This is a genomic window from Streptomyces sp. NPDC001927 (assembly GCF_053594455.1).
In genome coordinates this window covers 549986-574389 of the sequence record NZ_JBSFEN010000006.1, presented here as the reverse complement: position 1 = coordinate 574389, position 24404 = coordinate 549986, and the positions used below count along the sequence as shown (strand labels likewise).

21 protein-coding genes and 1 pseudogene are annotated in these 24404 nt (G+C 71.8%); 7 read left to right on the top strand and 15 right to left on the bottom strand.

Annotated elements, in window-relative coordinates:
• The 3 genes from ACWCO8_RS19800 to ACWCO8_RS19790 all read right to left on the bottom strand — a co-directional run.
• The coding region (locus ACWCO8_RS19800) for an ABC transporter permease subunit (protein WP_451033316.1) at nt 1-599 on the bottom strand (599 nt) is incomplete at its 3' end.
• Nucleotides 600-629: 30 nt separating this feature from the next.
• Complete coding sequence (locus ACWCO8_RS19795; protein WP_451033315.1) at nt 630-1565, bottom strand: ABC transporter substrate-binding protein; 936 nt, start codon at nt 1563-1565, stop codon at nt 630-632.
• 97 nt (nt 1566-1662) lie between these two features.
• On the bottom strand, nt 1663-3156 hold the full coding sequence (locus tag ACWCO8_RS19790) for an aminotransferase class I/II-fold pyridoxal phosphate-dependent enzyme (protein ID WP_451033314.1): 1494 nt from the start codon (nt 3154-3156) through the stop codon (nt 1663-1665).
• 73 nt (nt 3157-3229) lie between these two features.
• Between ACWCO8_RS19790 and ACWCO8_RS19785 the strand changes: the two genes are divergently transcribed.
• Nucleotides 3230-4156: a LysR family transcriptional regulator gene (locus ACWCO8_RS19785; RefSeq protein WP_451033313.1), complete on the top strand. Its 927-nt coding sequence runs from the start codon at nt 3230-3232 to the stop codon at nt 4154-4156.
• A 144-nt stretch (nt 4157-4300) separates the two neighbouring features.
• On the top strand, nt 4301-5572 hold the full coding sequence (locus ACWCO8_RS19780) for an alpha-L-fucosidase (RefSeq protein ID WP_451033312.1): 1272 nt from the start codon (nt 4301-4303) through the stop codon (nt 5570-5572).
• 94 nt (nt 5573-5666) lie between these two features.
• Here the strand turns inward: ACWCO8_RS19780 and ACWCO8_RS19775 are convergent, their stop codons facing one another.
• From ACWCO8_RS19775 to ACWCO8_RS19745, 7 genes are all read right to left on the bottom strand, one after another.
• Nucleotides 5667-6242, bottom strand: a complete 576-nt coding sequence (locus ACWCO8_RS19775) for a GTP-binding protein (protein ID WP_362009476.1) — start codon at nt 6240-6242, stop codon at nt 5667-5669.
• Nucleotides 6223-6600: a DUF742 domain-containing protein gene (locus ACWCO8_RS19770; RefSeq protein WP_451033311.1), complete on the bottom strand. Its 378-nt coding sequence runs from the start codon at nt 6598-6600 to the stop codon at nt 6223-6225. Before ACWCO8_RS19770 ends, ACWCO8_RS19775 begins: the two co-directional genes overlap by 20 nt.
• A complete protein-coding gene (locus ACWCO8_RS19765) occupies nt 6593-7021 on the bottom strand; it encodes a roadblock/LC7 domain-containing protein (protein ID WP_362009472.1) in 429 nt (142 codons plus the stop codon). The genes ACWCO8_RS19770 and ACWCO8_RS19765 overlap by 8 nt, the downstream gene beginning before the upstream one ends.
• Nucleotides 7018-9450 (bottom strand): sensor histidine kinase, encoded by a 2433-nt coding sequence (locus ACWCO8_RS19760; protein ID WP_451033310.1) that lies wholly within the window; start codon nt 9448-9450, stop codon nt 7018-7020. The genes ACWCO8_RS19765 and ACWCO8_RS19760 overlap by 4 nt, the downstream gene beginning before the upstream one ends.
• A gap of 55 nt (nt 9451-9505) precedes the next feature.
• Nucleotides 9506-10303, bottom strand: a complete 798-nt coding sequence (locus tag ACWCO8_RS19755; protein WP_451033309.1) for an MHYT domain-containing protein — start codon at nt 10301-10303, stop codon at nt 9506-9508.
• A gap of 430 nt (nt 10304-10733) precedes the next feature.
• Nucleotides 10734-11951, bottom strand: coding sequence for an Orn/Lys/Arg family decarboxylase (locus tag ACWCO8_RS19750; RefSeq protein WP_451033308.1), 1218 nt, complete (start codon nt 11949-11951; stop codon nt 10734-10736).
• A gap of 183 nt (nt 11952-12134) precedes the next feature.
• Nucleotides 12135-12794: a response regulator gene (locus ACWCO8_RS19745; RefSeq protein ID WP_451033307.1), complete on the bottom strand. Its 660-nt coding sequence runs from the start codon at nt 12792-12794 to the stop codon at nt 12135-12137.
• A 116-nt stretch (nt 12795-12910) separates the two neighbouring features.
• Between ACWCO8_RS19745 and ACWCO8_RS19740 the strand changes: the two genes are divergently transcribed.
• Nucleotides 12911-14068: a sensor histidine kinase gene (locus tag ACWCO8_RS19740; protein WP_451033306.1), complete on the top strand. Its 1158-nt coding sequence runs from the start codon at nt 12911-12913 to the stop codon at nt 14066-14068.
• The gene (locus ACWCO8_RS19735) at nt 14065-14721 is read left to right on the top strand and encodes a response regulator (RefSeq protein ID WP_451033305.1); all 657 of its coding nucleotides are present in this window, start codon (nt 14065-14067) and stop codon (nt 14719-14721) included. The genes ACWCO8_RS19740 and ACWCO8_RS19735 overlap by 4 nt, the downstream gene beginning before the upstream one ends.
• Nucleotides 14722-14766: 45 nt before the next feature.
• On the opposite strand, the gene ACWCO8_RS19730 is transcribed toward ACWCO8_RS19735, so the two are convergent.
• The gene (locus ACWCO8_RS19730; RefSeq protein ID WP_451033304.1) at nt 14767-15939 is read right to left on the bottom strand and encodes a substrate-binding domain-containing protein; all 1173 of its coding nucleotides are present in this window, start codon (nt 15937-15939) and stop codon (nt 14767-14769) included.
• Between the two features lie 158 nt (nt 15940-16097).
• Here ACWCO8_RS19730 and ACWCO8_RS19725 point away from each other — a divergent pair, with 158 nt between their 5' ends.
• Entirely contained in the window at nt 16098-16841 is a 744-nt protein-coding gene (locus tag ACWCO8_RS19725; RefSeq protein WP_451033303.1) for a GntR family transcriptional regulator, read from the top strand.
• Nucleotides 16842-16860: 19 nt separating this feature from the next.
• Here the strand turns inward: ACWCO8_RS19725 and mgtA are convergent, their stop codons facing one another.
• Entirely contained in the window at nt 16861-19608 is a 2748-nt protein-coding gene (gene mgtA, locus ACWCO8_RS19720; RefSeq protein WP_451033302.1) for a magnesium-translocating P-type ATPase, read from the bottom strand.
• A gap of 577 nt (nt 19609-20185) precedes the next feature.
• Between mgtA and ACWCO8_RS19715 the strand changes: the two genes are divergently transcribed.
• A complete protein-coding gene (locus tag ACWCO8_RS19715; protein WP_362009452.1) occupies nt 20186-20836 on the top strand; it encodes a response regulator transcription factor in 651 nt (216 codons plus the stop codon).
• A 117-nt stretch (nt 20837-20953) separates the two neighbouring features.
• Here ACWCO8_RS19715 and ACWCO8_RS19710 read toward each other — a convergent pair whose 3' ends face one another.
• The 3 genes and pseudogenes from ACWCO8_RS19710 to ACWCO8_RS19700 form a co-directional block, all read right to left on the bottom strand.
• Nucleotides 20954-21361 (bottom strand): ATP-binding protein, encoded by a 408-nt coding sequence (locus tag ACWCO8_RS19710; RefSeq protein ID WP_362009449.1) that lies wholly within the window; start codon nt 21359-21361, stop codon nt 20954-20956.
• Nucleotides 21362-21511: 150 nt separating this feature from the next.
• Nucleotides 21512-21718: pseudogene (locus ACWCO8_RS19705) on the bottom strand (response regulator transcription factor); the annotation flags it as partial.
• 59 nt (nt 21719-21777) lie between these two features.
• A complete protein-coding gene (locus ACWCO8_RS19700) occupies nt 21778-22905 on the bottom strand; it encodes a sensor histidine kinase (protein WP_451033301.1) in 1128 nt (375 codons plus the stop codon).
• A gap of 182 nt (nt 22906-23087) precedes the next feature.
• Here ACWCO8_RS19700 and solA point away from each other — a divergent pair, with 182 nt between their 5' ends.
• On the top strand, nt 23088-24251 hold the full coding sequence (solA, locus tag ACWCO8_RS19695; RefSeq protein ID WP_451033300.1) for an N-methyl-L-tryptophan oxidase: 1164 nt from the start codon (nt 23088-23090) through the stop codon (nt 24249-24251).
• Nucleotides 24252-24404: the final 153 nt, after the last annotated feature.

Here is a 24404-nt window from a genome sequence, read left to right as displayed (position 1 = left end):
GTCTTGGCCTGGGACATGCCGAGGGCGTGGGAGGCCTCGGTCTGGCCCTCGTCGACCGACTGGATGCCGGCCCGGACGATCTCCGCCATGTACGCACCCTCGTTCAGGCCCAGACCCAGGAGGGCGGCCAGGAAGGGGGTCATGACGTCGGTCATCTCGTCCTTGTAGAACCCGATGTTGAACACCGGGAAGATCAGGGCGAGGCTGAACCAGATCAGGAGCTGGACGTAGACCGGTGTGCCGCGGAAGACCCAGATGTAGAGCCAGGCCACCGAGCTGGTGACCGGGTTCTTCGACAGGCGCATCACGGCGAACAGCACGCCCAGGACGAGGCCGAGGGCCATCGAGGCGACGCTGATCAGGATGGTGTGCCACAGACCGCTGATGATCGTGGAGTCGAACAGCTTCTCCGGCACGGTCGCCCAGCGGACATTGCCCTGGGAGAAGGCGTAGCCGAGGAGGACCAGGAGCGCGATCACGACGACGCCGGCGATCCAACGTCCGTAGTGGCGCACCGGGATGGCCTTGATGGCCTCCGGGGGGAGGTCCGACGGGGCGGGCGACGCCCCGGCCGGAATCGTGTCGAACTTGTCAGTCACAACGACTGCCCTTCAGTGGTACGTGGGGGGTCAGGAGCCGCCGTTGATCTCGGCAGAGGTCACCGCACCTGTGCCCGCGCCCCACTTGTCCAGCGCCTTCTTGTACGACCCGTCGAGGATGATCGCGTCGAGGGCTTCCTTCAGGGCATCACGCAGCTGCGTGTCCTTCTTGTCGACCGCGATCCCGAACGGGCCGGCGTCGACCTGCTCCCCGACGATCTCGAAGGCGTTGCCGCCCTCGGCGGTGCGCGCCAGGTGCGCCGCGACGGGGTAGTCGTTGATCCCGGCGTCCGCGCCGCCAGCCTTGACGCGGGTCTGGGCCTCGGCGTCCGTCGGGAACGACTCGATCTTCACGGCCGGCTTCCCGGCCTTCTCGCAGGCCTCCGACTGGGTCTTGGCCACCGTCTCGAAGGTCGTGCCGCGCTGCACGGCCGTCGTCTTCCCACAGAGGTCCTCGATCGAGTTGACCTTCTTCGGGTTGCCCTTCCGCACGTACACGATGGAGCCGGCGTTGAAGTAGTCGACGAAGTCGACACCGTTGCCGGTCTTCTGGCCCTTGTCGTCCAGACCCTCCTGGCGGGCCTTGGTGTCGGTTATGGAGGACATCGCGATGTCCGTACGGCCGGTCGGCAGCGCGGTCAGCAGAGTGTCGAACGTGCCACTGGTGAACTCGAACTTCACACCGAGCTTCGTGGAGAGGGCGGCGGCGATGTCGGGGTCGACACCGACGATCTTGTCGCCCTCCTTGAACTCCATCGGGGCGTACGTGGCGTCCGTGCCGACCCTGATGACGCCGGCCTTCTGGATGTCGGCGGGCAGCATGGAGAAGAGCGGCGCCGCGCTGTCGCCCCCCTGGGTCGACGATCCGCTGCCGGTCTGATCTCCACAACCGGTGAGGGCCATGGCCGCCACGCTCACGAGGGCGAGGGCCGCGACCGTACCTCTTCTACCTGCTGCTCCGGTCATGATCGGTGGACTCCTTCGAGGAAATGATGGAAAACGGCGGGGAGTTGGACGTGCGGGAGGAAGTGGAGGACGTGAGGGGGCGGTGATGCCCGCTCACTCAGGCGTCGACCACGCGGAAGTGGGAGACCTCCGGGTCGACCGCGCCGCGTACGTGCCCGTTCGGCGCGGACGCGGTGAGCTGCAGGAAGCGCACCGTCTGGCTGGTGATGACCTCGCCGGGCAGCACGTTCGGAATGCCGGGCGGGTAGGCGGCCAGGGTGTCCGCCGACACCCGGCCCACGGCCTCGACGGCGGGCACGACCCGGCCGGGGCTCATGAACGCCTCACGCGGGGTGAGGACCGCCTCGCCGGGAGCAGGGAGCGAGAGCCGTATGCCTCGGTCGGCGTCGGTCCCGAGGGGCCGTGGCAGGGTGTGCAGCGCCTCGACGAACCGGTCCGTGTCCGGGGCGCTGCCCGCGCCGAGGACCGCGACGACCGCGGAGTCGGTGGCCACCTCGACCATGATCTGGTGGTCGCGGAACAGCAGGCGGCGGGCTTCGTGCCCGCTGATCCCGCCGGCCCTGGTGTCGATCGCGACCCGCAGCGGGTCGGCGGCGACGATGTCGGGAAAGCGTCCGAAGCCGTCGCTGACCACGTCGTACCGACCGAGCCGGCGCAGCACCGCACGGATCCGGTCCGCGGCCTGGAGCGAGGTGCCGATGGTGTCCTGACCGCAGGCCAGGGCCCTTCGGGCGACGTCGAGCGAGGCGAGCAGGATCGCGCTCGCGCTCGTGGACTGCACGAGCCGGTGGGCGCGATCGACGAGGGGTTCGAGAAGGTCGGCGAACGGGCCGTGTCCCAGGTGCAGCATGGCCGACTGGGTGAGGCTCCCGGCCAGCTTGTGCGTACTGGAGGTCACCAGGTCCGCGCCCTGGGCGAGAGCGCCGGAGGGCAGCCCCGGGTGGAACCCGAAGTGGGAGCCCCACGCCTCGTCCACGATCAGCGGGACCCCGTGCGCGTGCGCCGTGTCGGCGATGGCCCGGACGTCGGCGACGGCGCCGAAGTAGCTGGGCGAGACCACGTACACGGCCGCCGCGTCGGGGTGGGACGCGAGCGCCTCGGCGACCGCGGCGGCCGTGACGCCGTGGGCGATGCCCTGCTCGGTGTCGAGGGACGGCTGGACGAACGCGGCCTTCAGACCGGAGAGCACCAGACCGTCGATCACGCTGGAGTGCACACTGCGCTGCACGACGAGCGTGCGGCCGAGCATCGGCGTGATCAGGGAGGCGATCTGGTTGCCCTGCGAGGCGCCGTTGGTCAGGAACCAGGTGCGCCGGGCGCCCCAGGCCTCCGCCGCCAGCTCCGTGGCCCGGTCCATCGGCGTGCCCGTACCGAGGTCGAGCCCTTCGAGCAGAGGGGGAAAGTCCAGCGTGAGGAGGCCGGGGCCGAAGGCCTCCGCGAGAGGGCTGTCGGACTCGGCGGCGTGGCCGGGAACGTTGAGGCGGAGCCAGTCGCGTTCCGCGTGGGCGCGCACCGCGTCGGCGTACGGGGCCACGTCCTGGCGCGATCCGGTCGGGCGGGGGTGGGGTGCTACGGCTGTGGTGCTGTTCACGTCGCCCAGTGTGTGAGTCGCCGGGCATTAAGGGAATGCTGCATTCCTTGAGGTATCTCCATACTCTGTCTATATGCTTGAGATCCGTCATCTTCACGTGCTGCGGGCCATCGCCCACGAGGGTTCGCTCGCCGGTGCCGCCCGCGCGCTGCACTACTCGCAGCCGACGGTCACCCACCATCTGACCGTTCTCGAGCGGCACTTCGACGCCCCCCTGGTGCGGCGGGGCCCGCGCGGCGCCGCGCTCACGGAGCTCGGCGAGACACTGCTGCCGCACGCCGAGGCAGTGCTCTCCAGGCTGCGTCTCGCGGAGCGTGAGGTACGCGCCCAGGCGGCTCGCGGGACGCGCACGCTGCACGTCGGGACCTTCCCCACCGCAGGGGCGCTCCTGCTGCCCGGCGCGGTCCGGGCCCTGCACGCGCAGGGCGTGCACGTCTCGCTCACGGAGGGCGAGCTGCCCGTCCTGCTGAACGGGCTGCGGTCACGGGAACTGCAGGTCGCGCTCGTCTTCTCGCAGCCCGGCGACCGGCTCGACCTGGAGGACGCGTTCGAGGTGCACCCCCTGCTGACCGATCCGCTCCTCCTCGTCCTGCCGGCGGACCACCGGTGCGCGGCCCTGGAGCGGGTGCCGCTGGAGGAACTGCGCGAGGACGACTGGGTCGGCGCCGCCGACCTTCGTGACCCCTGCGACCGGCTCCTGTCGTGGGCCTGCGCCCAGCACGACTTCGAGCCCGTCCACGTGATGCGCACCGACGACTACGGCGTCGTGCAGGGCTTCGTCGCCGCGGGTACGGGAGTGTCGCTCGTCCCGCGCCTGGCGCTGGGCGCGCCGCGTCCCGATGTCGTCGTACGGCCGCTGGAAGGGCCGCCCCTGGCCCGTGAGATCAGCGTCGCCGCCCTGCGCTCCACGGCCGCGCCCAGCGTGCAGGACCTGGTTGCCGCCCTGCAGAGTCAGGCGGCCCGCGTCACGGCCGCGTGGGACCGGGAGTCCCTGGGCTGAGCGGGATACGGGCCACGCCCTGACGCGTCACGGTGGTGAAAACGGACCAGTGAGGGTGAGTCTGCCCCACCCGCCGGACCGGCGGTCCGGCATAGCGTGGCCGAGCGGGGCTCCCCGCTCCCTTCCCACCGAGGAACTGATCCCATGCCGATGCAACCCTGGTTCCCCGATGCCAAGTTGGGCATCTTCCTCCACTACGGCATCTACGCCGTCGACGGCGTCCCAGAGTCCTGGGCCTTCTACCACGGCCAGGTGCCGCACGAGCAGTACATGCGCCAGCTGGACGGGTTCACGGCGTCGGCGTACGACCCGCGCGCATGGGCCGAGTTGTTCGCCCGGGTGGGCGCCAGGTACGCCGTGCTCACCGCACGCCACCACGACGGCGTGGCCCTGTGGGACACCGAGCACGGCGACCTGAACGTCGTACGCCACACCCCGGCCGGCCGGGACCTCGTGGCCGGATACGCCGAGGCTCTGCGCGAGCACGGCCTCAAGGTCGGCCTGTACTACTCCCACTCGGACTGGAACCACCCCGACTACGCGAGCGTGGTCCACCCCGACGCGCCGAACGAGGACGTGGCCACCAACCCCCTCGTCGCGCCGAAGGACGGGATCGAGGACCCGGAGGCCTGGGCCCGGTACGTCGCCTACCGCGACGGCCAGGTCGGCGAACTCGTCGCGCGGTTCAGCCCCGACCTGCTGTGGTTCGACGGCGAGTGGGAGCGCAGCGAGGAGCAGTGGGGCATGCGGCGGCTCGCCGAACAGATCCTCGCCGGGAACCCGGACACGGTCCTCAACGCCCGGATGCTGAGTTACGGCGACTACGCCACCCCCGAGCAGGGCGTGCCGCTCCTGCCGCCGGACGGCCCCTGGGAGCTGTGCCTGACCGTCAACGACTCCTGGGGCCACCAGCACGGGGACCACAACCAGAAGTCGGTGCGCCAGCTGGTGCGCTACTTCACCGAGACCCTCGGCATGGGCGGCAACCTGTTGCTGGCCGTGGGCCCCCGCGAGGACGGCACGATCCCCGCCGAGCAGGTCGAGCGCCTGGAAGGCCTCGGCGACTGGATCGCCCGGCACTCCGAAGCCGTGTACGGCACGGTCGCCGGCCTGCCGGCGGGCCACCACTACGGCCCCAGCACCCTCTCCGCCGACCGGCGCACGCTCTACCTGGTGTGCTTCGACCCGCCGCGTGAGTCGGTCTCCCTGCGCGGACTGCGGACACCGGTCAAGCGCGTCCGCGTGGTCGGCACCGGCACCGAGCTGGGCCACCGGACCGTCGGAGGCCTCGGGGAGGTGCCCGGGGTGCTGTGGATCGACGCCCCGGAGGGCGCAGACATCGACGAGCGGGCCACCGTCCTAGCCGTCGAACTCGACGGCGAGCTCGACCTCTACCGCGGGACCGGCCGGGACTGAGCCGCGCGGCAGCGACGAAGAACGCCGGTGCGGCCCGGGCGTGAAGAAACGCCCGGGCCGCACTGGCCCGCCCCCTCGGCAGCCTGGACGGCGGCTACCCGAGGGGACGGAGTTCGGTCGTGGCGTGCTCGACCAGGGTGATCAGGACCTCCTTGCCCGACGCGCGCTCGCGCGCGTCGCACAGCACCACCGGCGTTCCCTCGTCGAGGTCGAGCGCGACCGCCACCTCCTCGGCGCTGTAGTCGCGCGTGCCGTCGAAGCAGTTGACGGCCACGACGAACGGCAGCTTTCGGCGCTCGAAGTAGTCGATCGCGGGAAAGGAGTCCACCAGCCGTCTGGTGTCCGCGAGCACCACCGCGCCCAGGGCACCCCGGGCGAGTTCGTCCCACAGGAACCAGAAACGGTTCTGGCCGGGTGTGCCGAAGAGGTACAGCGCCAGGTCGTCGGCGAGGGTGATGCGGCCGAAGTCCAGGGCGACCGTCGTGGTCCGCTTCGCGGCGACGCCGTCGAGGCTGTCGGTCGGGCGGCCCGCCTCGGTCAGGAGTTCCTCGGTGCTCAGGGGCCGGATCTCGCTGACCGCACCGATCAGAGTGGTCTTGCCGACGCCGAAGCCGCCGGCCACGAGGATCTTGAGGGCGAGGAAAGGTACGTCAGAGGGCTCGGAGTCCATCGATCACTCTCTTGAGGACGCGCTGGTCGGGGAGTTGAGCGGGGGGTACGGGAGGGCTGACCCGGACGAGACCGGCTTCCAGCAGGTTGCCGAGGAGCACCCGTACGACGGCGAGCGGCAGGCCCGCGTCGGACGCGATGTCGGCCACGGGCCGTGGGCGCGGACTGCAGAGCCGGTGGATCTCCGACTCCTCCGGCGAGAGCACCGGGCCCCGTTCGGGGCGCGGGCGGCCGTGCACGAGGGTCATCAGGTCGAACGTCTCGCTGCCGGCGGGCCGCGCCCGGCCCGACGTCATCGCGTAGAGACGCACCAGCGGGCCCGCCTCGTCGTCGTACCAGCGCCGACCGTGCTCAGCCATCGAGCGGCGGCATCGCACCCGCGTCGCCGCGTGCCGGTGTGCCGAGGTGGGCGCCGACACGCTTCACCAACCGGGCCATCTCGTACGCCACCAGGCCCACATCGGCACTGGCGTCGCTGAACACGGCGAGACAGGAGCCGTGGCCCGCGGCGACGACGAAGAGGAAGCCGTCCTCCAGCTCGACCAGGGTCTGGATGACCTGGCCGGCGCCGAAGTGGTGTCCCGTGCCCTTGGCGAGACTGTGGAACCCGGAGGCGATGGCGGCGAATCTCTCGCCGTCGTCCCTGGTCAGCGCCGCCGACATACCCACGGGCAGCCCGTCGCCCGACAGGACGACCGCGTGGCGGATCTCCGTGACGTGCGTGACCAGTTCCTCCAGCAGCCAGTCGAGTTCACCGGATCGGTGGGGGTTGCCGGTCATCGGCTCTCTCCTTCACGTTCTGTGTTGTCCCCGTGTGCGGTGCCCGGTCGTGGCACACGGTCGGCGTTCCCGCGGGCCCAGCCCGCGCGGAACGAGGTCATGGCGGCCCGCGCCTGCTCGGGGGAGCGGCGGGGCCCGTCCGCGACGGGCGGCGCGTACATGTCCGGGTCGACGACGCCGTCCGCGGCGCCGGGGCCCGACTGCTGCCGTACGCGGCGCGGCAGCGCGGCCTTGCCGCCGGGCGTGGGGACACCCGGAAGCTCCGGAGGCTGAGGCGGGACGGCCGTCACGGGAGGCACGGGGGCCACGGGAGGCACGGGAGTCACGTCCGCCACCGGGGGAGCGGGCGGAACGGCCTCCTGCGCTGCCAGGGCCGGACGTTCCGGCTGCCGGCGTACGGCGACCGGCTCGGCCGTTGCCGGGGCGGGGGCACGATGCCGGCCGCCGCTCCGCGCCGACGCTTGGACCGGAGGCCGCCGCTCCGGGCGGCGGCGCGGCAGACCGGTGTCGTCCCCGGCCGCTTCCGCCGCCACCTCGCTGATCAGGGCCGTCGGCAGCAGGATCACGGCCACGACACCGCCGTACACCGAAGGCTGCAGCGAGACGCGCGCGTCGAGGCGGTGGGCCAGGCGGTTCACCACGAACAGGCCCAGCTGCCCGCTGTCGAGCAGGTCGATCCTGCCCGTGTCCTCGATCCGGCTGTTGGCCTCGGCGAACCCTTCGGTACTCATCCCGAGGCCCCGGTCCTCGATCTCCAGGGCGACCCCGGAGCCCACCCGCTCGCCGCGCACCCGCACGACGGTGTGGGGCGGCGAGAAGGCGGTGGCGTTCTCGACGAGTTCGGCCAGCAGATGGATGAGGTCGGCGACCGCGGCGCCGTGCACCCGTACCTCGGGGACGGCGTGCACCTCCACCCGGCGGAAGTCCTCGACCTCCGCGACGGCGGACCTGACCACGTCCATGAAGGGGACGGGCTGCCGCCAGCCACGCCCCGGCGCCGCGCCGGAGAGGATGATCAGGCTCTCGGAGTGCCGTCGCATACGGGTCGTGAGGTGGTCCAGGCGGAAGAGGTCCTCCAGCTCCACCGGGTCCTCGTTGCGGCGCTCCATGGTGTCGAGGAGCGCGAGCTGACGGTGCAGCAGCGCCTGGCTGCGGCGGGCGAGGTTGACGTACACGCCGGAGATCCCGTGGAGGACCTGGGCGCGCTCGGCCGCCGACGTGACGGCGGCGCGGTGCACGGCGACGAGCGCGGCGCCGACCTGTCCGACCTCGTCGTCGCGGTGCGCGCGGAGCGGCGCGAGGACGTCGAGGTCGACGGTCTCTCCGGTGTGCAGCTTCCGGATGGTCTCCGGCAGTTCACGGCCCGCGAGGGTGAGCGCGGAGTTGCGCAGATCCGTCAGCTCGCGGACCAGGCCGCGGCCGATCCGGACGGAGATGAAGAGGGAGAGCAGCACACCGACCAGACCGAGTGCCACGGCCACGCCCGAGCCGCCGAGGACGGCGAACGAGACGGGGCTGGTGGCGTCGATCGCGGCCGTGCTCGCCCGCGTCTGAGCCGCGCCGAGCTGCTGGAGCACCGCGTCGGCAGAGGCCTTCCACTCGGCGGAACCGGCCAGGCGCCCGGCCGCCGTCGCGCCGCCCGCGGCGCGCATCCGGTCCTCGGTGGCCCGCAGTTCACGCATCTCGGCGCCGTCGAGGACCGTACGGTACGCGGCCGCGTCGGCCGCCGGCAGATCGTCCACGGCGGCGAGAAGCCGGCGCTGGGTGTGGGCCGAGCCCACGAACTCCTGGTACTGCTCACGGGTGAAGCGGTCCGACGCCTGCGCGGCGCCCATCAGGGCGTCCTCACGGGCGATCATCTCCCGGGCCCAGGCCAGTTCGAGGACGACCCGGGCCGGTGAGGAGTGCTCCGGTTCGTGCAGTGCGGCCAGCGAGCCCTGGACGGCGAAGCCGTGCTCGATGACGCGCCCGTAGGCGTCATAGACGTTCTTCCACGCGTCGTCCGACGTACGGGCCTGCTTGCGCAGGGCCGTCAGGCCGTCGAGGTCCGCGAGGAGCTGGTCGACGCGCCCGGAGAAGTCGGCGCCGACCGCCTGGACGTCCAGGGTGGACGCCTGGGCGCCGCGGCGAAGCGCGGCGGAGGCGGCGTCGGTGTCCTTCTCCAGACCTCCCTGGGACTCGGCACGCTCCGTGCTCGGGGCGGCGAGGTGGCGCAGGGCTCCGGCGCGCTCCGCCTGGAGCGAGGCGACCAGCGAGTCGATCGGTTTCAACAGGGTGGAGTTGGCCTCCTGGACGCGGCTCAGCTCCGAGACGCCGGTCGCGGTGGTGACGGTCGCGTACGCCCACAGCGCCATCAGGGACACGGCGGGGACCATCAGGAGGCAGACAATCTTCGCCCGGATAGAGCGTGGCACCAGACGTGCGCTCATCGGTTCCTCGAACAGTCAGGGGCAGGGGGGCGGGGGATGGTGGGGCGGTCGGTGCTCAGTGGGCCGGCACGTCCGCGGTGTCGAGCGACGCGGCGGCGGCCGCCTCCACGGCCTCGGCGTTCGCGGCGCTCTCCCGCGCGGTGGGCGACAGGGCGACGAAGGCGGAGGCGAGGAAGAGGAACGACCCGAGGACCACGGCGAGCGGGAAGACGAACTCCGTCGCGGTGACGCCGTCGAGCACCGTGCGGCGCGGGGCGAGCTCGATCATGACGGCGGCCATTCCGGTGTAGTGCATGCTGCTCACCGCGACGCCCATCACCAGGGAGGCGATCACCGCGCCGGCCGCGCCGCGCACGGTGAGTGCCGCCCACAGCGCGGCCGTTGCCGCGACGACGGCGATGACGAGCGAGAGGACGACCAGGGGCGGGTCGTAGCTGACGGTCCCGTTCAGCCGCAGCGCCGCCATGCCGAGGTAGTGCATGGCGGCGACGCCGAGTCCGGTGCCGAGGCCGCCGAGCAGCAGGGACCGCCACCGGTTGCGGCCGTGGCCGACGGTGAAGACACCCGCGCCGACCACGGCCATCGCGACCACGAGGCTGAGGAGGGTGAGCGGGACGTCGTAGCGGATCGCCGAGCCGGCGACGCCGAAGCCCAGCATGGCGATGAAATGCATGGTCCAGATGCCCGAGGCGATGGCGACGGACGCCGTCACGAGCCAATTGCGCCGCGAACGGCCTTCCGCCGCGAGCGCCCTGACGGTGCACCGCAGTCCGAGTGCGGATCCGACACAGGCCATCGCATAGGCGAGGACCGGGGAAAGCCAGCCGGCGCCGAAGTGGTGCAGATGCGCCACAGTCCCTCCGTTCACGTTTCACGGGTTCAACTTCGCGGCGACGGACGCTAGCACCGAACGTGACGGGGGAAATTCGGCAAAAACAATCGGGACTCCGATTCGGTTCGCCGAGGGGCACGGAGTGCTGCCCTACCAGCGAGTTCAGTGAGCGTCAATGCGCGTCATCCGGACAGATCCGCGACCCGGGAACCGCGCGATCCGCTCGTCGAGTGATGCGGATCACCGGAATTCCGGAGGGAATTTCACCGAGGGGGACCACGGGGTCTTGACGACCTCGAAGGGCGTGGAACGCGAGGGGGAAAGAGAACACCGCACGGAGCCCAGTTGACGGGGGATTCGGTGCTCCGTGCGGTGTCGGTTCAATTCTGAGCGGTACGCGGACGGTTCCGCGGTGTCCTTGGTGACGGGCCTCGCTGACGAAAGTCACGGGTCACCACGGGGCGACGGACTCCTCGACCACGCGGAGGCTCTGCCCGTCCGCGTCGGCGGCCCCGCTGATCCTGCCGCCCTTCGACCGGGCCACCGCGTGCAGGAACGCCACCGTCTCCGCCGTGATGACCTCACCCGGCATCAGGACCGGGACACCGGGCGGGCAGGCCGTGACCGTGGCGGCGGAGACCATGCCCACCGCGGTGGCCGCGGGCACCACCCGGTCGGTCCCGAAGAAGGCCTCGCGGACGGTGAGCCGGCGGGGCCCCGGTTCGGGGAGGGCGAGCCGCAAGGGCTCCGGCAGGTCGGCGTGGAGGACCGGCAGGGCGTGGAGCGCGTCGAGGAACCCCTCGGCGTCCGGCTCGACTTCGGTGCCGAGCACCACGGAGAGGACCGTCTCGGTGGCCGTCTCGACGGTGACGCCCCGGGCCACCCCCGCGAGCCTGCGGAACGCCTGGTGGCCGGAGATGCCGCCGTCACGCGTGTTGACGGTGATGCGGAGCGGTTCCCCTGTGACGACCCCGCCGATGTCGGCGAAGCCCTCGTCGACCAGGGTGAACCGGGCCTCCTTCCGTACGGCGGCGCGGACCGTGACGGCCGCTTCCAGCGAGTCGAGGACGTGGTCCCAGCTGCGCGCGGGCTGTTCGGCGGGTGGCACCTCGCCGCTCGCACGGCCGGCGAGGTCCACCGCGCGATCGATGAGCGGCCGCAGCAGGTCGGCGTGCGGCCCGTCTCCCAACCGGAGCACGGGAGTCGCGCCGCGTACGACCGTGAGGTCGGCGCCGTGGGCGAGCGCGTCGGGCAGCACCTCCGGATGCCCGCCGAACAGCGGGGACCGCCAGGTCTCGTCGACGATCAGCGGAATCCCGGCGCCATGGGCCGCGTCGGCGAGCGCGCGCACGTCCGCCACGGCTCCGTACCGGGTGGGGGAGACGATGTGGGCCGCCGCCACGTCGGGGCGTTCCTCGGCCGCGTCGGCCAGGTCCTCGGCCCGGACGCAGTGCGCGATCCCGTGCGCGAGGTCGACCGAAGGCCGCAGGAAGGCAGCGTCGAGACCGGACAGGACGAGACCGTCGAGGACGGAGGCCGGGGCGTCCCGCTGGACGACCATGCTCCGGCCCAGGGCGGGCACGACCAGAGCGGTGATGAAGTGTTCCAATGGGCTGCCGTGCGACAGCACCCAGATCTTCCGCGCGGGCCGGACCTCGGTGGGGGACATGTCTGCCGTACCTCTCCCCACCGACTTGCGGCCTCAGCGAACGGTCGACTCCGTCCGGGCAGGTGGGGGTACGCCTCCGTACGGCATCCCTTCCATCGTCACGGGCGTCCGGCGGCCACCGACCTGTCGAAGGTCAGGGCCGGGTCCCGACCTCCGACAGGCCGAAGGACCCGGAGAAGGGCGTTACGACTCGTCGGTGGAGAGGCCCGACCGGTAGGCGATCCGGGCGGCCTCGACGCGGTTCGACACCCCGAGGCGGGCCAGGAGCTGGGTCACGTGGGACTTGACCGTGCCCTCGGTCATCCCCAGTTCGGCGCCGATGCCCGCGTTGGACAGACCGCGTCCCAGGAGCCGCAGGACGTCCACCTGGCGGGCGGTCAGCGAGGCGATGAGGGGGTTGTCCTCGGCGGGAGCCGGGTCCGCCTCCCGCGTGGTGAGGCCGATGACGTGGCCGGTGACGGAGGGCGCGAACACGGCATGCCCGGCGGCGATGTCCCGCAGCGCGCCGAGCAGGTCCGCCGGCGGGGTGTCCTTGACCAGGAACCCGACCGCGCCGGCGGCGAGTGCCCGCTCGACGTACTCGTCATGGCCGAACGCGGTGAGGACGAGCACCGCGGGCGGCGTCGGCGACTCCCGCAGGAGGCGTGTCGCGGCGATGCCGTCGAGCCCCGGCATCCGCAGGTCCATGACCACGATGTCGGGCAGCAGGGCGCGCGCCCGCTCGATAGCGGAGCGCCCGTCCCAGGCCTCGGAGACCACCCGGACGTCCTGGCTGGCGTCGATGATCCTCCGCAGACCGTCGCGGACCGCCGGATCGTCGTCCGCGACCAGCACGGTGATCATGAGCTGAACCTCATCCCCTCATGCTCGCCCAGTCCCCGGCCGGGGGCGAGCCTGGACGGGGCAGTGGCGGCGGCGCTCACCGAGCCCCGTCGGCAGGGGCTGGATACCGTGACTGCATGGCCGCGCCCCCGTCCTCCCGCTGGCCACCGAGGCGTGTGGATGCCTTGGTCACCGTGGTCGTCGTGGCCCTGGGCATCGGCGACTCCTGGGTGAAGCCGTCCAGCGGCCTGCTGACCGGGCTGCCCACGCCGGTGATCGCGGCCTGCGCCGCGCTCGTCGGCGCCACGCTGTGGTGGCGCAGACGGTGGCCGTACCTGGTCGCCGACTTCGTGCTCGTCATGCACGTGGTGTCCTTCACCCCGGTGGCCCTGGCCGTCGCGATGTACACCGTCGGCAGCCTCGACCGGCGCCTGAAGGTTCTCATCGCCTACGGAGTGGTCGGCTTCGCCGCCGGGCTCGTGGGCCTCCACGGCGGGCTGCCGACCGCCGGCGTGCGCGAGGCCGCCTATTCGCTGGCGGCCATCGTCGGCCCGCTGGCCGTCGGCTACGCGGTCGGCGTACGACGTGACCTGACGGCCACCGTGCAGGCCCGCGTCGCCGACCTGGAGCGCGAGAACCAGCTCCTGGACGAACGGGCCCGGACCGAGGAGCGGGCGGAGATCGCCCGGGAGATGCACGACGTGGTGGGCCACCGCGTGAGCAACATGGTGCTCGCCGCCGGCGCCCTTGAGGTCGGCTCGGGCGGAGGCGAGCCGGAGACCGTCCGTACCGCCGCGCTCATCAGGTCCGACGGCTGGCAGGCGCTGGAGGAGCTGCGCGAGATCCTCGGCGTCCTCGCCCCCTCCCGTACGGCCCCGGGGAAGAGAGGGACGGCCTCCGGACCGGACGCGGAAGGCGTGTCCGACCTGGTGGACCACGCGCGGGAGCGCGGACAGGAGGTGGAGCTGCGGGTGGACGGCCATCCCGAGACCCTGCCGCCCGCCGTGCAGCGGGCGCTCCACCGGATCGTGCGGGAGTCGCTCACCAACGCCTCGAAGTACGCACCCGGTGCCACCGTGCGCGTGGAGGTGGACTGCCGCGCCGACGGCGTCCACCTGAAGGTCGCCAACACCGCTCCCACGGGGCCGCCGCCGGTCGATCTGCCCAGCGGGGGCCACGGCCTCGTCGGCATGACCGAGCGCGTGACCCTGCTCGGCGGGACACTCACAGCGGGGCCGCAGGACGGCGGCTTCCTGGTCTCGGCCGTCATCCCCCACCGCCGAGGAGCGCCATGAGCATCCGGGTCCTGATCGCCGACGACAACGAGATCACCCGCCGCGGGCTGCTCTGGATCATCGACACCAGCGGGGACATCGAGGTCTGCGGGCAGGCGGCGGACGGGGAGGAAGCCGTGGCCCGGGCCGAGGAGACCCGGCCCGACGTGGTCCTCCTCGACGTCCGCATGCCCCACGTCGACGGCCTCGCGGCCCTCGGCCGGCTGCTCGCGCTGCCCGAGCCGCCGCGGGTGCTGATGCTCACCACCTTCCACGAGGACGACAGAGTACGGACGGCGCTGCGGGCCGGGGCGGCGGGCTTCCTGCTCAAGGACACTCCGCCGGAGAGCCTGCTGCGCGCGATCCGCGACGTCCACGGGGGCCACGCGGTCCTCGGCCCACCGGTCGCCAAACGGCTGGTGGACGGCCTCGCCCGCAGCGCGCCGTCGATCGGCCCCGAGGAGCGGGAGCGGCTCGACTCGCTCACCCCGCGCGAACTCGACGTCCTGCGGTTGCTCGCCGTCGGACTGACCAATAGCGCGATCGCGACCGAACTCGGCACCACCGAGGGCACGGTCAAGGGATACGTCAGCTCGGTCCTGGCCAAGCTGCACACGGAGAGCCGGGTCCAGGCGGCGCGGACGGCCTATCGCGCGGGCCTGGACAGGGACTGATCGGGTACCGATCAGTCACGATCGATCCATCGTCGGTACGAAGGGCTATCGATCGGCCTGATCGGAAGAATTTTCCGTCGCCTCGCCGCAGGAAGCGCGTACCCGCAGCTCAGGCAGCAGATCGACGTGCCGGCGAGCCCCTCCCTGCGTCCCCGCGGCCCGTTCGCGGACCCGCTGGAGCAGCAGCTCGGCGGCGGACGCCCCGACCTCGTACTTGGGCGGGGCCACCGCCGTGAGAGGCAGATCGGAGAGCGCCGCGACATCGTCGTCGTACGCCACGAGGGCGAGATCCTCCGGGACGCGGAGGTGGGGCGCGCGGCTGCGCAGGCTCTGCAGCAGCAGGATCGCGTCGATGTCGCTGAGCACGAGCGCCGCGGTGACCTCGCCGCTCTCGACCAGGGCGGCCAGCCGCTCCGCCACGGTGTCGATCCGCTCCGTGTCGACCTCACCGCCCTGCAGCGCGAGGGGTTCGACCGGCGGGCCGGACACGCCGAAGGCGCGCAGCGCCGCCTCGTAACCGCGCCGCACCTGCACCGCGGTCGGGCTCTCCCCGGCGATCAGGGCGATCTTCCGGTGCCCGATCTCGACCAGGTGGCGCACCGCCACGCCCGCGCCCGCCGCGTGGTCGGTGCAGACGTGGTCGAGCCCGGCCACGCGGGTGCCCACCTCGCCGCGGCGCTCCACCAGGACCGCCGGCAGCGTGAGCTCGCCGCTCTTGGCGTCCGCCCCGCCCGTGTCCCCGGCCCCGCCGGTGCCGGTCGGCCAGCTGGGCGTCAGGAGCAACCCGTGGACACCGGACTCCAGCATGCGGTCCACCTGGGCCGAGTCCTGCTCGGGCCGGTAGCCGGAGTAGCCGAGGATGAGCCGGCCGCCGACCGCGGCGACGGTCTCCCGCGCGCCCCGGATGATCTCTCCGAAGTAGTGCTGGGACTGCGGGACGACCATGCCGATCACCGGAGCTTCGGGCTCCGGCGCGGTGGACGGACGGAGGTCGGGAATCGGCTGCGGCGTCTGGCCCCGCGGCGCCGGGGTGCCCGGCCAGTGGACCGCTCCGCGCACCCGGTCGAGCCGGCCGCCCGACGCCAGCGTCTCCACGTCCCGACGGGCGGTGACAAGGGAGATGCCGAGGTGGTGGGCGAGGTCGGCGACGCGCAGACTGCCGTGCTCCCGCACGAGCTCCACGATCCGCTCGTGACGTTCGTCCACCGTGTATCGCACACCGTCTCCCCGCGTTCCGTGACTCCGCGCTGACTCCGCGCCTCAGCTCCGTGCTCGGCTCCGAGCGATCACCCTACTTCTTCCGATCAAACTGCGTGTTTTCATACCATCGCTCAAGCGATCTTGACGATCGAAAGAGCGATCAATATGGTCGCGTCATGACCTCGCTGTACATCCGCACGGCCGAGCAGATCATGCGGGACGCCCGCGATCACGCCGGCGGCGGATCCGGGCTACGCAGAATTCCGAGCGAACGCGACCTAGCCTCCTCGCTGCGGGTGAACCGCCAGACGGTGCGGCGCGCCCTGGAACACCTCCGGACGAGCGGGCTGATCCGCACCGACCGGAGCGGCACCTACGCGTACACCGGAAAGGGCGCACCGGACCGGCCCGCCGAGGGTCTCGGCGCACAGCCGCAGTACCCCGGCGGAGCCGACTTCAGCGGCCTGACCGTCCGGGCCGCCGCCACCCTCTCGTACGAACCCGTACCACCGCCCATCGAGGCGCTGCTCGGGCTCGACCCGGAGCGGCCCACGCTCGTGCACCGCCACCAGCTCGTGATCGGCTCGGGCGAGACGGTGCAGCGGGCGGTCTCGTACTTCTCGCCCACCGCGCTCTCGACCGTGCCCAAACTGAGCAGGCGCGTCCGCCGGGTCCGCCGTCAGCCGCACGGCCCCCAACCCGACCTGCGCCACCTCTACCTGTGGATGGCGGAGGCCGGCCTGCGCCCCGTACGGCGGGACCGGGTGCGGGTGAACCCGCGCCAGTGCGGCGAACTCTGGCTCTCCATACGGAAGCTGGTGCACGACCAGCACAACCGGCTCCTGGAGGTCACGGACCTGAACATCGACCCGCAGCGCGGGGAGGTCGGGTACGAGTTCGCTCTACCCGTCCTCCCCTGACGCGCACCTCCGCCTCCGCTCACAGCCAGGTGCCGAAGCGGCGGACGTACCAGGTCTTCACGAGCTGGGTGAGCGCGCAGTACGCGAGGAGGACACCGACCAGCCACGGGAAGTAGCCGAGCGGCAGGGCGACGAACCCCAGGCTCCCCGCGAGCGGCGAGAAGGGCAGGAACAGCCCCGTGGCCACCCCGAGCACGGTCATGGCAAGGACGGGCCACGAGGCGCGGGACTGGATGAACGGGATCTTCCGGGTCCGGATCATGTGGACGACCAGGGTCTGCGAGAGCAGGCCCTCGATGAACCAGCCGGACTGGAAGAGCGACTGCTCGGCCACCGTGTTCGCGGCGAAGACGTGCCACATGATCAGGAACATCGCGATGTCGAAGATCGAGCTGATGGGCCCGATCGTCAGCATGAACCGGCCGATCCCCTTCGCGTCCCAGGTACGCGGCTTACGCAGGTACTCCTCGTCCATCCGGTCCCAGGGCGTGGCCAGCTGGGAGATGTCGTAGACCAGGTTCTGCACCAGGAGCATGATCGCGAGCATCGGCTGGAACGGGATGAACGCGCTCGCCACCAGGACCGAGAAGACGTTGCCGAAGTTCGACGAGGCCGTCATCTTGATGTACTTGATGGTGTTGCCGAAGGTCGTCCGGCCCTGGATCACGCCCTGTTCGAGGACGGTGAGGTCCTTCTCCAGAAGGATGATGTCGGCGGACTCCTTGGCGATGTCGACGGCGGTGTCGACCGAGATGCCGACGTCGGCGTCGCGCAGCGCCGCCGCGTCGTTGATCCCGTCGCCGAGGAAACCGACCGTGTGCCCCTCGGCCTGCAACGCCCGTACGACCCTGGCCTTCTGAACCGGGTTGACCTTCGCGAACACCGTGGTGCGGGCGGCCAGTTCGCGCAGCGCGGCGTCGTCGAGGGCGTCCAGGTCGGCCCCCGTGACGACACGGCCGGCGTCCAGGCCGACCTCCGCGCAGACCCGGGCCGCGACCAGCTCGTTGTCGCCGGTGACGACCTTGACGGTGATGCCGTTGTCGGCGAGGCCGCGCAGGGCGTCCGCCGCGTCCGCCTTCGGCGGGTCGAGGAAGGCGAGGAAGCCGACGAGGGTCAGCTCCGCCTCGTCCGCCACGCCGTACGTCTCGCGACGCGCGTCCATGGTCCGGGTGGCGACGGCGAGGACCCTCAGGCCCTGCCGGTTGTGGTCCTGCGCGGTTGCGGTGACGCGCCGGCGAAGCCGGTCCGTGAGGGCGACGGTACGGTCGCCGTCGCGCAGGTGGGTGCAGAGGCCGACGACCTCTTCGACGGCTCCCTTGGTGATGAGGACGTGGCCGGGCGGCGCGGCGGCCTCGTCCGGGGTGAGGGCGTTGCGGCGGAGCACCACGGACATGCGACGGCGGGCGAAGTCGAAGGGGATCTCGTCGACGAGGGTGAAGCGGGAGTCGACGACGACCTCCTCGGCCTCGTGGACGCGGTCGATGACGGCCTGGTCGAGCAGGTTGCGCAGCCCGGTCTGGAAGTGGGCGTTGAGGTATCCGTACTCGAGCACGTCGGCGTTCTCGGCGCCGTGGGCGTCGAGGTGGCGGGCGAGGACGATCCGGTCCTCGGTGAGCGTGCCGGTCTTGTCGGTGCACAGCACGTCCATCGCGCCCAGGTTCTGGATCGCGTTGAGCTGCTTGACGACGACCTTCTTCTTCGCCATGGCCACCGCGCCGCGCGCCAGGTTGGTGGAGACGACCATGGGCAGCATCTCGGGGGTCAGCCCGACGGCGACGGCGATCGCGAACAGGAAGGCCTCGTGCCAGTCGCCCTTGGTGACACCGTTGATCGCGAAGACGACGGGGACCATGACCAGCATGAACCGGATCAGCAGGAAGCTGACCTTGCGGACGCCGATGTCGAAGGTGGTCTGCGGGCGCGAGCCGACCAGGGATCCGGCCATGGAGCCGAAGTACGTGTCCGAGCCGGTGGCCACGACGACGCCGGTCGCGGTGCCGGAGGTGACGGACGTGCCCATCAGGCAGAGGTTGTCGGCCTCGGCGGGGTCGAAGCCCGTACGACGGCCGGCGTCCGGCGCCGTCCCGGTGTCGGCCTTGGCGACCGGCAGCGACTCGCCGGAGAGCGAGGCCTGAGAGACCATCAGGTCCTTGGCCGTCAGCAGGCGCAGGTCGGCGGGGACGAGATCGCCGGCCGCGAGCCGCACCACATCACCGGGGACGACCTGGTCGATCGGGATCTCGACGGTGGTGGGTTCCGCACCGCGCCCGGCCCGCCGCTGGACGGCGGTCGTCGTGGTGACGAGCGCCTTGAGCGCGTCCGCGGCCCGGCCGGACCGGTACTCCTGCCAGAAGCGCAGCAGCCCGCTGATCGCCACCATCGTCGACAGGATGATGACACCGGGGTCGGCGGGGTCCTGCCAGTACATGACGGCGGCCAGGAAGAGGAGTACCGCGATGAACGGGTTGCAGTAGGCCTTCACGAGCTGCGTGGGCCAGCCGGGCGTCCGCTCCTCGGCGACGACGTTGCGGCCGTGGACCTGCAGACGGTGGGCGGCCTCGCGGTGCTCCAGACCTTCGCGGCCGGCGGCGAGCTCGGCCAGCACGTCGGCGGAGCTCCGGCCCCCGACCTCGTGCAGCCGTCCGGCGGCGGCACTCGTACGGGCCTGCAGCTCGGCGAAGCCACGCTCGCGGCGCAGCGTGCCGGGACGGCGGGGCGCGCCCGGACGGCGGGACGAGGACTTCTTCTGGGTGGTGAGCAGGGTCATGGTGAGCCTCCCTCCCGAGAACCGGGCGCGGCACGGCCGGGCGCGGCTCAGGGAGTGATCGTGAGGACAAGCGGGCGACGCGCCCCGCATCGCGGGCGCGGAAGAAGACGTGGTGGTCCGCCGGGCGGCCGACGGGACGTGGCGCGTCGGCGCGGCATGCGGGCGGTCAGGCGGCCGGTCAGGCGGCTGGTGAGACGCTCAGGCGACCGGCGAGGTACGGCAAGGACTTCCTTCGGGACTCATCCCGAACACCTCCTTGCTCCGTACCGACAGAAGTGCCGCCTCGGCCTGCTCACGCGGCACGGCGACATATCGACCGTAGCCACGCCCGAGCGGCGCGGAGGATGACGAAAGTCGCGACGACTCCTCGGCCGAAAGGGCGATTTCACGCTTCTGACCTGCGGTTTCCTCGGCCATCGAGCGGAAAGGCCGCAGCCGTCCCCTTTTGCTGTCTCTTTGTCGAGCGATAGGGACCGCATGGGTGTTCACGCGCGCGGAATGCCCCCGCCCCATTTAATGGGAATGTGGCGCGGCGGCGAGAGGTGACTCGGTGACTGGTGAGGGATCAGAGCCCGCGGTGATCAGTGTGCTGGTCGCCGACGACAGTGAGATCGTTCGCCGGGGACTGAGCGAGATCCTCGCGTCGGCCGACGACATCCATGTCGTGGGCCAGGCGTGGGACGGTCACAGCGCCGTCGACCTCGCACGCCGGATGAGCCCGGACGTGGCTCTCGTCGACATCCGCATGCCGGGCATGGACGGCCTGGCCGCCACCCGGGAACTGCGCGCGTTGCCCGCGGCGCCCCGCGTCCTGATCCTCACGACGTTCGGGGCGGACGAGTACGTCGAGGAGGCGATCGCGGCCGGTGCCGGCGGCTTCCTGCTGAAGAACAGCCCTCCTGAGGAGCTGCTGAGGGCCGTCCGGTACGTCGCGACAGGCCAGGGCATCCTCGACCCCGCGGTGACGGGGTGGGTGATGGAGCAGGTGGCCCAGCAGAGCACCCGGCTCACGGTGGAGGAGCAGGGGCTGCTGGACGGCCTGAGCGACAAGGAACGCCGACTGCTGGGCCTGATCGGCCGTGGGCTGTCGAACGCGGGGATCGGCGAGGAGATCCACGCCAGCGAGGGAACGGTGAAGAACCAGGTCAGCCGTCTGCTGGCCAAGATCGGCGCGGACAACCGCGTACAGGCGGCCCGCCTGGCGTACCGGGCGGGCCTGGAGGACTGAGGGGTCCGGACAGGGATACGGATGGAGTCGAGGCAGGCTCTGGGTACGGGCGAGGCGGCGCGCCGAGCCGAAGGGTGGACGTCAGGCCCGGCATGAGGAGGAGCCGCATCCACCCGGTCACGCGGCAGCAGGGACCTGGAACCAGACCCACTTCCCCTGAGCACCCACCGTCGCCACACCCCAGGCCTCGGCCAGCATGTCGAGCAGGTCGAGACCGCGCCCGGTCTCCAGGCCCTCCTCCTCGGCCGCGGTCACGTGGCAGGAGCGGACGCCGCGCCCCAGACCGGGCTCCGCGTCGAAGACCGCACCGGTGATGACCCCGGTCCCCTCGTCGAAGCCGACCGCGACCTGGATCTCCTCGCCCGTGGCGTAGCGGACGGCGTTGCCCACGACCTCGGAGAGCAGGAGCTCGGCGGTGTCGCTGCCGCTGTGGTCGCCGGGGGCGACGGCCTTCAGCACCACACGGGCCTCGGCGGCCGCACGCGGGTGACGGGACAGGACGGCCGTACCGCACAGCTCGTTCATGATGGCTCTCCACATCGAAGTGGTCGGCCCCCCTGGCTTCCTCTTCCAGCGTGACCGCGAAAAGGGCGCCGATCCGCTCACTTTCTCCCTCGCCTCGCGGTACTCACGTCACAAGGGGGAGTGACGATCGTCATCGCCGGGCGGGGCCCATCAGGCCGGTGTGATGAGGCCGCTCTCCCATGCCCAGGCCGCGATCTCGACGCGATTCCTCGCGCCCAGCTTCAGCTGGACGTGGGTGAGGTGAGTCTTGATGGTCGAGAGGGACAGGTGCAGGGTGGCTGCCAGCTCCTGATTGGTCGCTCCCCGGGCGAGGAGCGTGACGACCTGCCGCTCGCGCGTGGTGAGTGGCTCGGATGGACGCACTCGTCGTGGTCGCAGGTTGTCACGATGACCCGATCCGGTTCCGCCCCGCGCGGTCACGACCGCCAGGTCTCCCCGCCCGGGAACAGGGCGTCCACCTGCCAACCGCCCTCGGGCATGGGGCCCGCCGTGAGCCGGCCGCCGAGCACCTCCGCCCGCTCCGTCATGCCGACCACCCCGAACCCGCCCCGGCGCCGCCGGTTGTCCGCGTGCGGTGCCGACCGGCCGTCGTCGCGGACCGTGACACGTACCCCGGTCGTCCCCTCGACCCGCACCGACACCCGTACCTCGGTCGCGCCGACCGCGTGCTTGCGGACATTGGTCAGGGACTCGCGCACGATCCGGTGCACCGTCACCGCGAGCAGCTCGTCGAGGCGTTCCCCCACCCCCGGCTCCACCTCCAGGACCGCTCGCGGTCCGCTCCGGGAGAAGGACTCCACCAGCTCGCGGACCTGCTCCATCCCGGCGACCGGCTCCAGCTGGGTTCCCTCCCGCAACATGCCGACCAGGCGGTGCATGGCCGTCAGCGCCTCGTCGCCCTCCGCCGCGATCCGGGTGAACGCCTCCGCGGCGCGCGCGTCCGCCTCCGATGCGCCGGCGGTCCAGTGGCCCGCCTGGGCCATCACCACGATGCCCGCGACATGATGGGCCACCAGATCGTGCAATTCCCGTGCCAGGTCTCGGCGTTCGTGGGACCGCACGGCCGCCAGGTCGGCGGCCCGCCGGCTGTCGTGCACCCGCAGGGACAGCGCGTTGGCCGCGACACCCGCCGTCGCCGCCATTTCCAGCAGGTTCAGCGCGTGCAGATCACGCGGCGGCACGGCGACCGCCGCCACCGCGAGCAGCGGGCCGAGGCGTGCCGCCGTCCGTACCTCGCTCCGCCGCAGCACCGGCCACAGCAGGAACAGCAGGGCGATCGACTCACCCACGCCCCAGTTCCGCAGGGGCAGGCCCGCGAGCAGCAGTCCGACCGTCGCCCCGAGCGACACCAGTGCCGCCGTCGCCGCCCTGACCTCGAGCCGTACCCGCCGTACCGGCAGCGCGCACAGACAGACCAGTAGACCGGTGACCAGACCGGTCGTGCGCTCCGCGGCCGACTCGTTGTCGACCCACAGGTACTCGACCACCACGAGCCCGGGCAGCAGCACCGCCAGGAGACCGATCGCGATCCGCTTGCGCACCATGGTGTCCCTCGCAGCCGGCGGTCGGCAGGCACCGTACCCGCCGATTCCGCCCGTGAGCATCCCAACACGGCGCGGCCCGCCCCGACCGCCGTGACCTGCACCGGCGAGTCGGCGGCCCGGGGGGAGTGAAGGGTACGGTGACCCAGATTTCTCGTTCGTTCGTGTGCCCCGGGAGGCATGACGTGACCCGTTCCTACGACGTCATCGTGGTGGGCCTCGGCGCCATGGGAAGCGCCGCCGCCCACCACCTCGCCGGCCGAGGCCGGCGGGTCCTCGGTCTGGAACGGTTCGGGCCGGCCCACGCGCTCGGTGCCAGCCACGGCGGCTCGCGCATCTACCGGCAGAGCTACGCCGAGGGGGAGTCGTACGTCCCGCTGCTCCTGAGGGCTCGTGAGCTGTGGGAGCAGCTGAACGTGGACTCGGGGCGAGAGGTGTTCACCACCACGGGCGGGCTGGTCATCGGAGAGCAGAACAGCCGGATGGTCGCCGGCAGCGTGCGGAGCGCGAAGGCGTGGGACCTGGCGCACGAGGTGCTGGACAGCGCGGAGATCCGGCGCCGTTTCCCCACCTTCGCTCCGGCCGCCGACGAGGTGGGCTTCTTCGAGCGTGAGGCGGGGGTCGCCCGGCCCGAGCTGACCGTCTCCACCCACCTCGACCTCGCCGCGGCGCGCGGCGCCGAACTGCACTTCGAGGAGCCGGTCCTGCGCTGGGACGTCGACGCCGGCGGCGGAGTCCGGGTCGTCACCGCCCGGGCGACCTACCTGGCGGATCGCCTGGTCATCGCCCCCGGCGCGTGGGCACCGCGGCTCCTGGCGGACCTCGGAGTCCCCGTGCGCGTGGAGCGCCGCGTCATGTACTGGTTCGCCCCCGAGGGCGGCACGGAGCCCTTCGTACCGGGGCGGCATCCCGTGTACGTCTGGGAGGACCGAACGGGCACCTCGATCTACGGATTCCCCGCCCTGGACGGCCCGGACGGCGGAGCCAAGGTCGCCTTCCACGAGGGCGTCGGCGCCCCGGTCGACCCGGACACGCTCGACCGGGACGTCCACCCGCACGAGGTGGAGGAGATGCGCACCTACCTGCGTACGCGGATCCCCACACTGGCCGGGGACCTCCTCAAGGGGGCGGCCTGCACGTACTCCCTGACTCCGGACGAGCACTTCGTCGTCTCCGCTCACCCCCGCCACCCCGAGGTCACCGTGGCCTGCGGATTCTCCGGCCACGGCTTCAAGTTCGTCCCGGTCATCGGCGAGATCCTCGCCGACCTCGCCACCGACGGCGCCACGACCCATCCCATCGAGCTCTTCGACGCCCGGCGTCCCAGGACCGCTGTAGCCGGTGGTTAGCGGGAGGCCGGCCGCGACAGAGGGCCAGGGGTTCAGAAAGCGCTTGCTGAACCCCTGGAACGGCTCGATGTGTTGGGCGTAGAGTACGGCCGTCCCGACGGTCCCGGCCTCCGGGCCTGGCTGTACGACCTACCCGCCCTCACTGAACACCGC

What these genes read in the sequence shown, in the direction of transcription:
- ACWCO8_RS19700 (WP_451033301.1), bottom strand. Translation starts at nt 22,905, where the DNA reads ATGGTGCGCAAGCGGATCGCGATCGGTCTCCTGGCGGTGCTGCTGCCC.
- mgtA (WP_451033302.1), bottom strand. Translation starts at nt 19,608, where the DNA reads ATGACCCTGCTCACCACCCAGAAGAAGTCCTCGTCCCGCCGTCCGGGC.
- ACWCO8_RS19750 (WP_451033308.1), bottom strand. Translation starts at nt 11,951, where the DNA reads ATGTCCCCCACCGAGGTCCGGCCCGCGCGGAAGATCTGGGTGCTGTCG.
- ACWCO8_RS19765 (WP_362009472.1), bottom strand. Translation starts at nt 7,021, where the DNA reads ATGACCGGCAACCCCCACCGATCCGGTGAACTCGACTGGCTGCTGGAG.
- ACWCO8_RS19775 (WP_362009476.1), bottom strand. Translation starts at nt 6,242, where the DNA reads ATGGACTCCGAGCCCTCTGACGTACCTTTCCTCGCCCTCAAGATCCTC.
- ACWCO8_RS19735 (WP_451033305.1), top strand. Translation starts at nt 14,065, where the DNA reads ATGAGCATCCGGGTCCTGATCGCCGACGACAACGAGATCACCCGCCGC.
- ACWCO8_RS19785 (WP_451033313.1), top strand. Translation starts at nt 3,230, where the DNA reads ATGCTTGAGATCCGTCATCTTCACGTGCTGCGGGCCATCGCCCACGAG.
- ACWCO8_RS19760 (WP_451033310.1), bottom strand. Translation starts at nt 9,450, where the DNA reads ATGAGCGCACGTCTGGTGCCACGCTCTATCCGGGCGAAGATTGTCTGC.
- ACWCO8_RS19780 (WP_451033312.1), top strand. Translation starts at nt 4,301, where the DNA reads ATGCCGATGCAACCCTGGTTCCCCGATGCCAAGTTGGGCATCTTCCTC.
- ACWCO8_RS19740 (WP_451033306.1), top strand. Translation starts at nt 12,911, where the DNA reads ATGGCCGCGCCCCCGTCCTCCCGCTGGCCACCGAGGCGTGTGGATGCC.
- ACWCO8_RS19725 (WP_451033303.1), top strand. Translation starts at nt 16,098, where the DNA reads ATGACCTCGCTGTACATCCGCACGGCCGAGCAGATCATGCGGGACGCC.
- ACWCO8_RS19770 (WP_451033311.1), bottom strand. Translation starts at nt 6,600, where the DNA reads ATGGCTGAGCACGGTCGGCGCTGGTACGACGACGAGGCGGGCCCGCTG.
- ACWCO8_RS19745 (WP_451033307.1), bottom strand. Translation starts at nt 12,794, where the DNA reads ATGATCACCGTGCTGGTCGCGGACGACGATCCGGCGGTCCGCGACGGT.
- ACWCO8_RS19795 (WP_451033315.1), bottom strand. Translation starts at nt 1,565, where the DNA reads ATGACCGGAGCAGCAGGTAGAAGAGGTACGGTCGCGGCCCTCGCCCTC.
- ACWCO8_RS19710 (WP_362009449.1), bottom strand. Translation starts at nt 21,361, where the DNA reads ATGAACGAGCTGTGCGGTACGGCCGTCCTGTCCCGTCACCCGCGTGCG.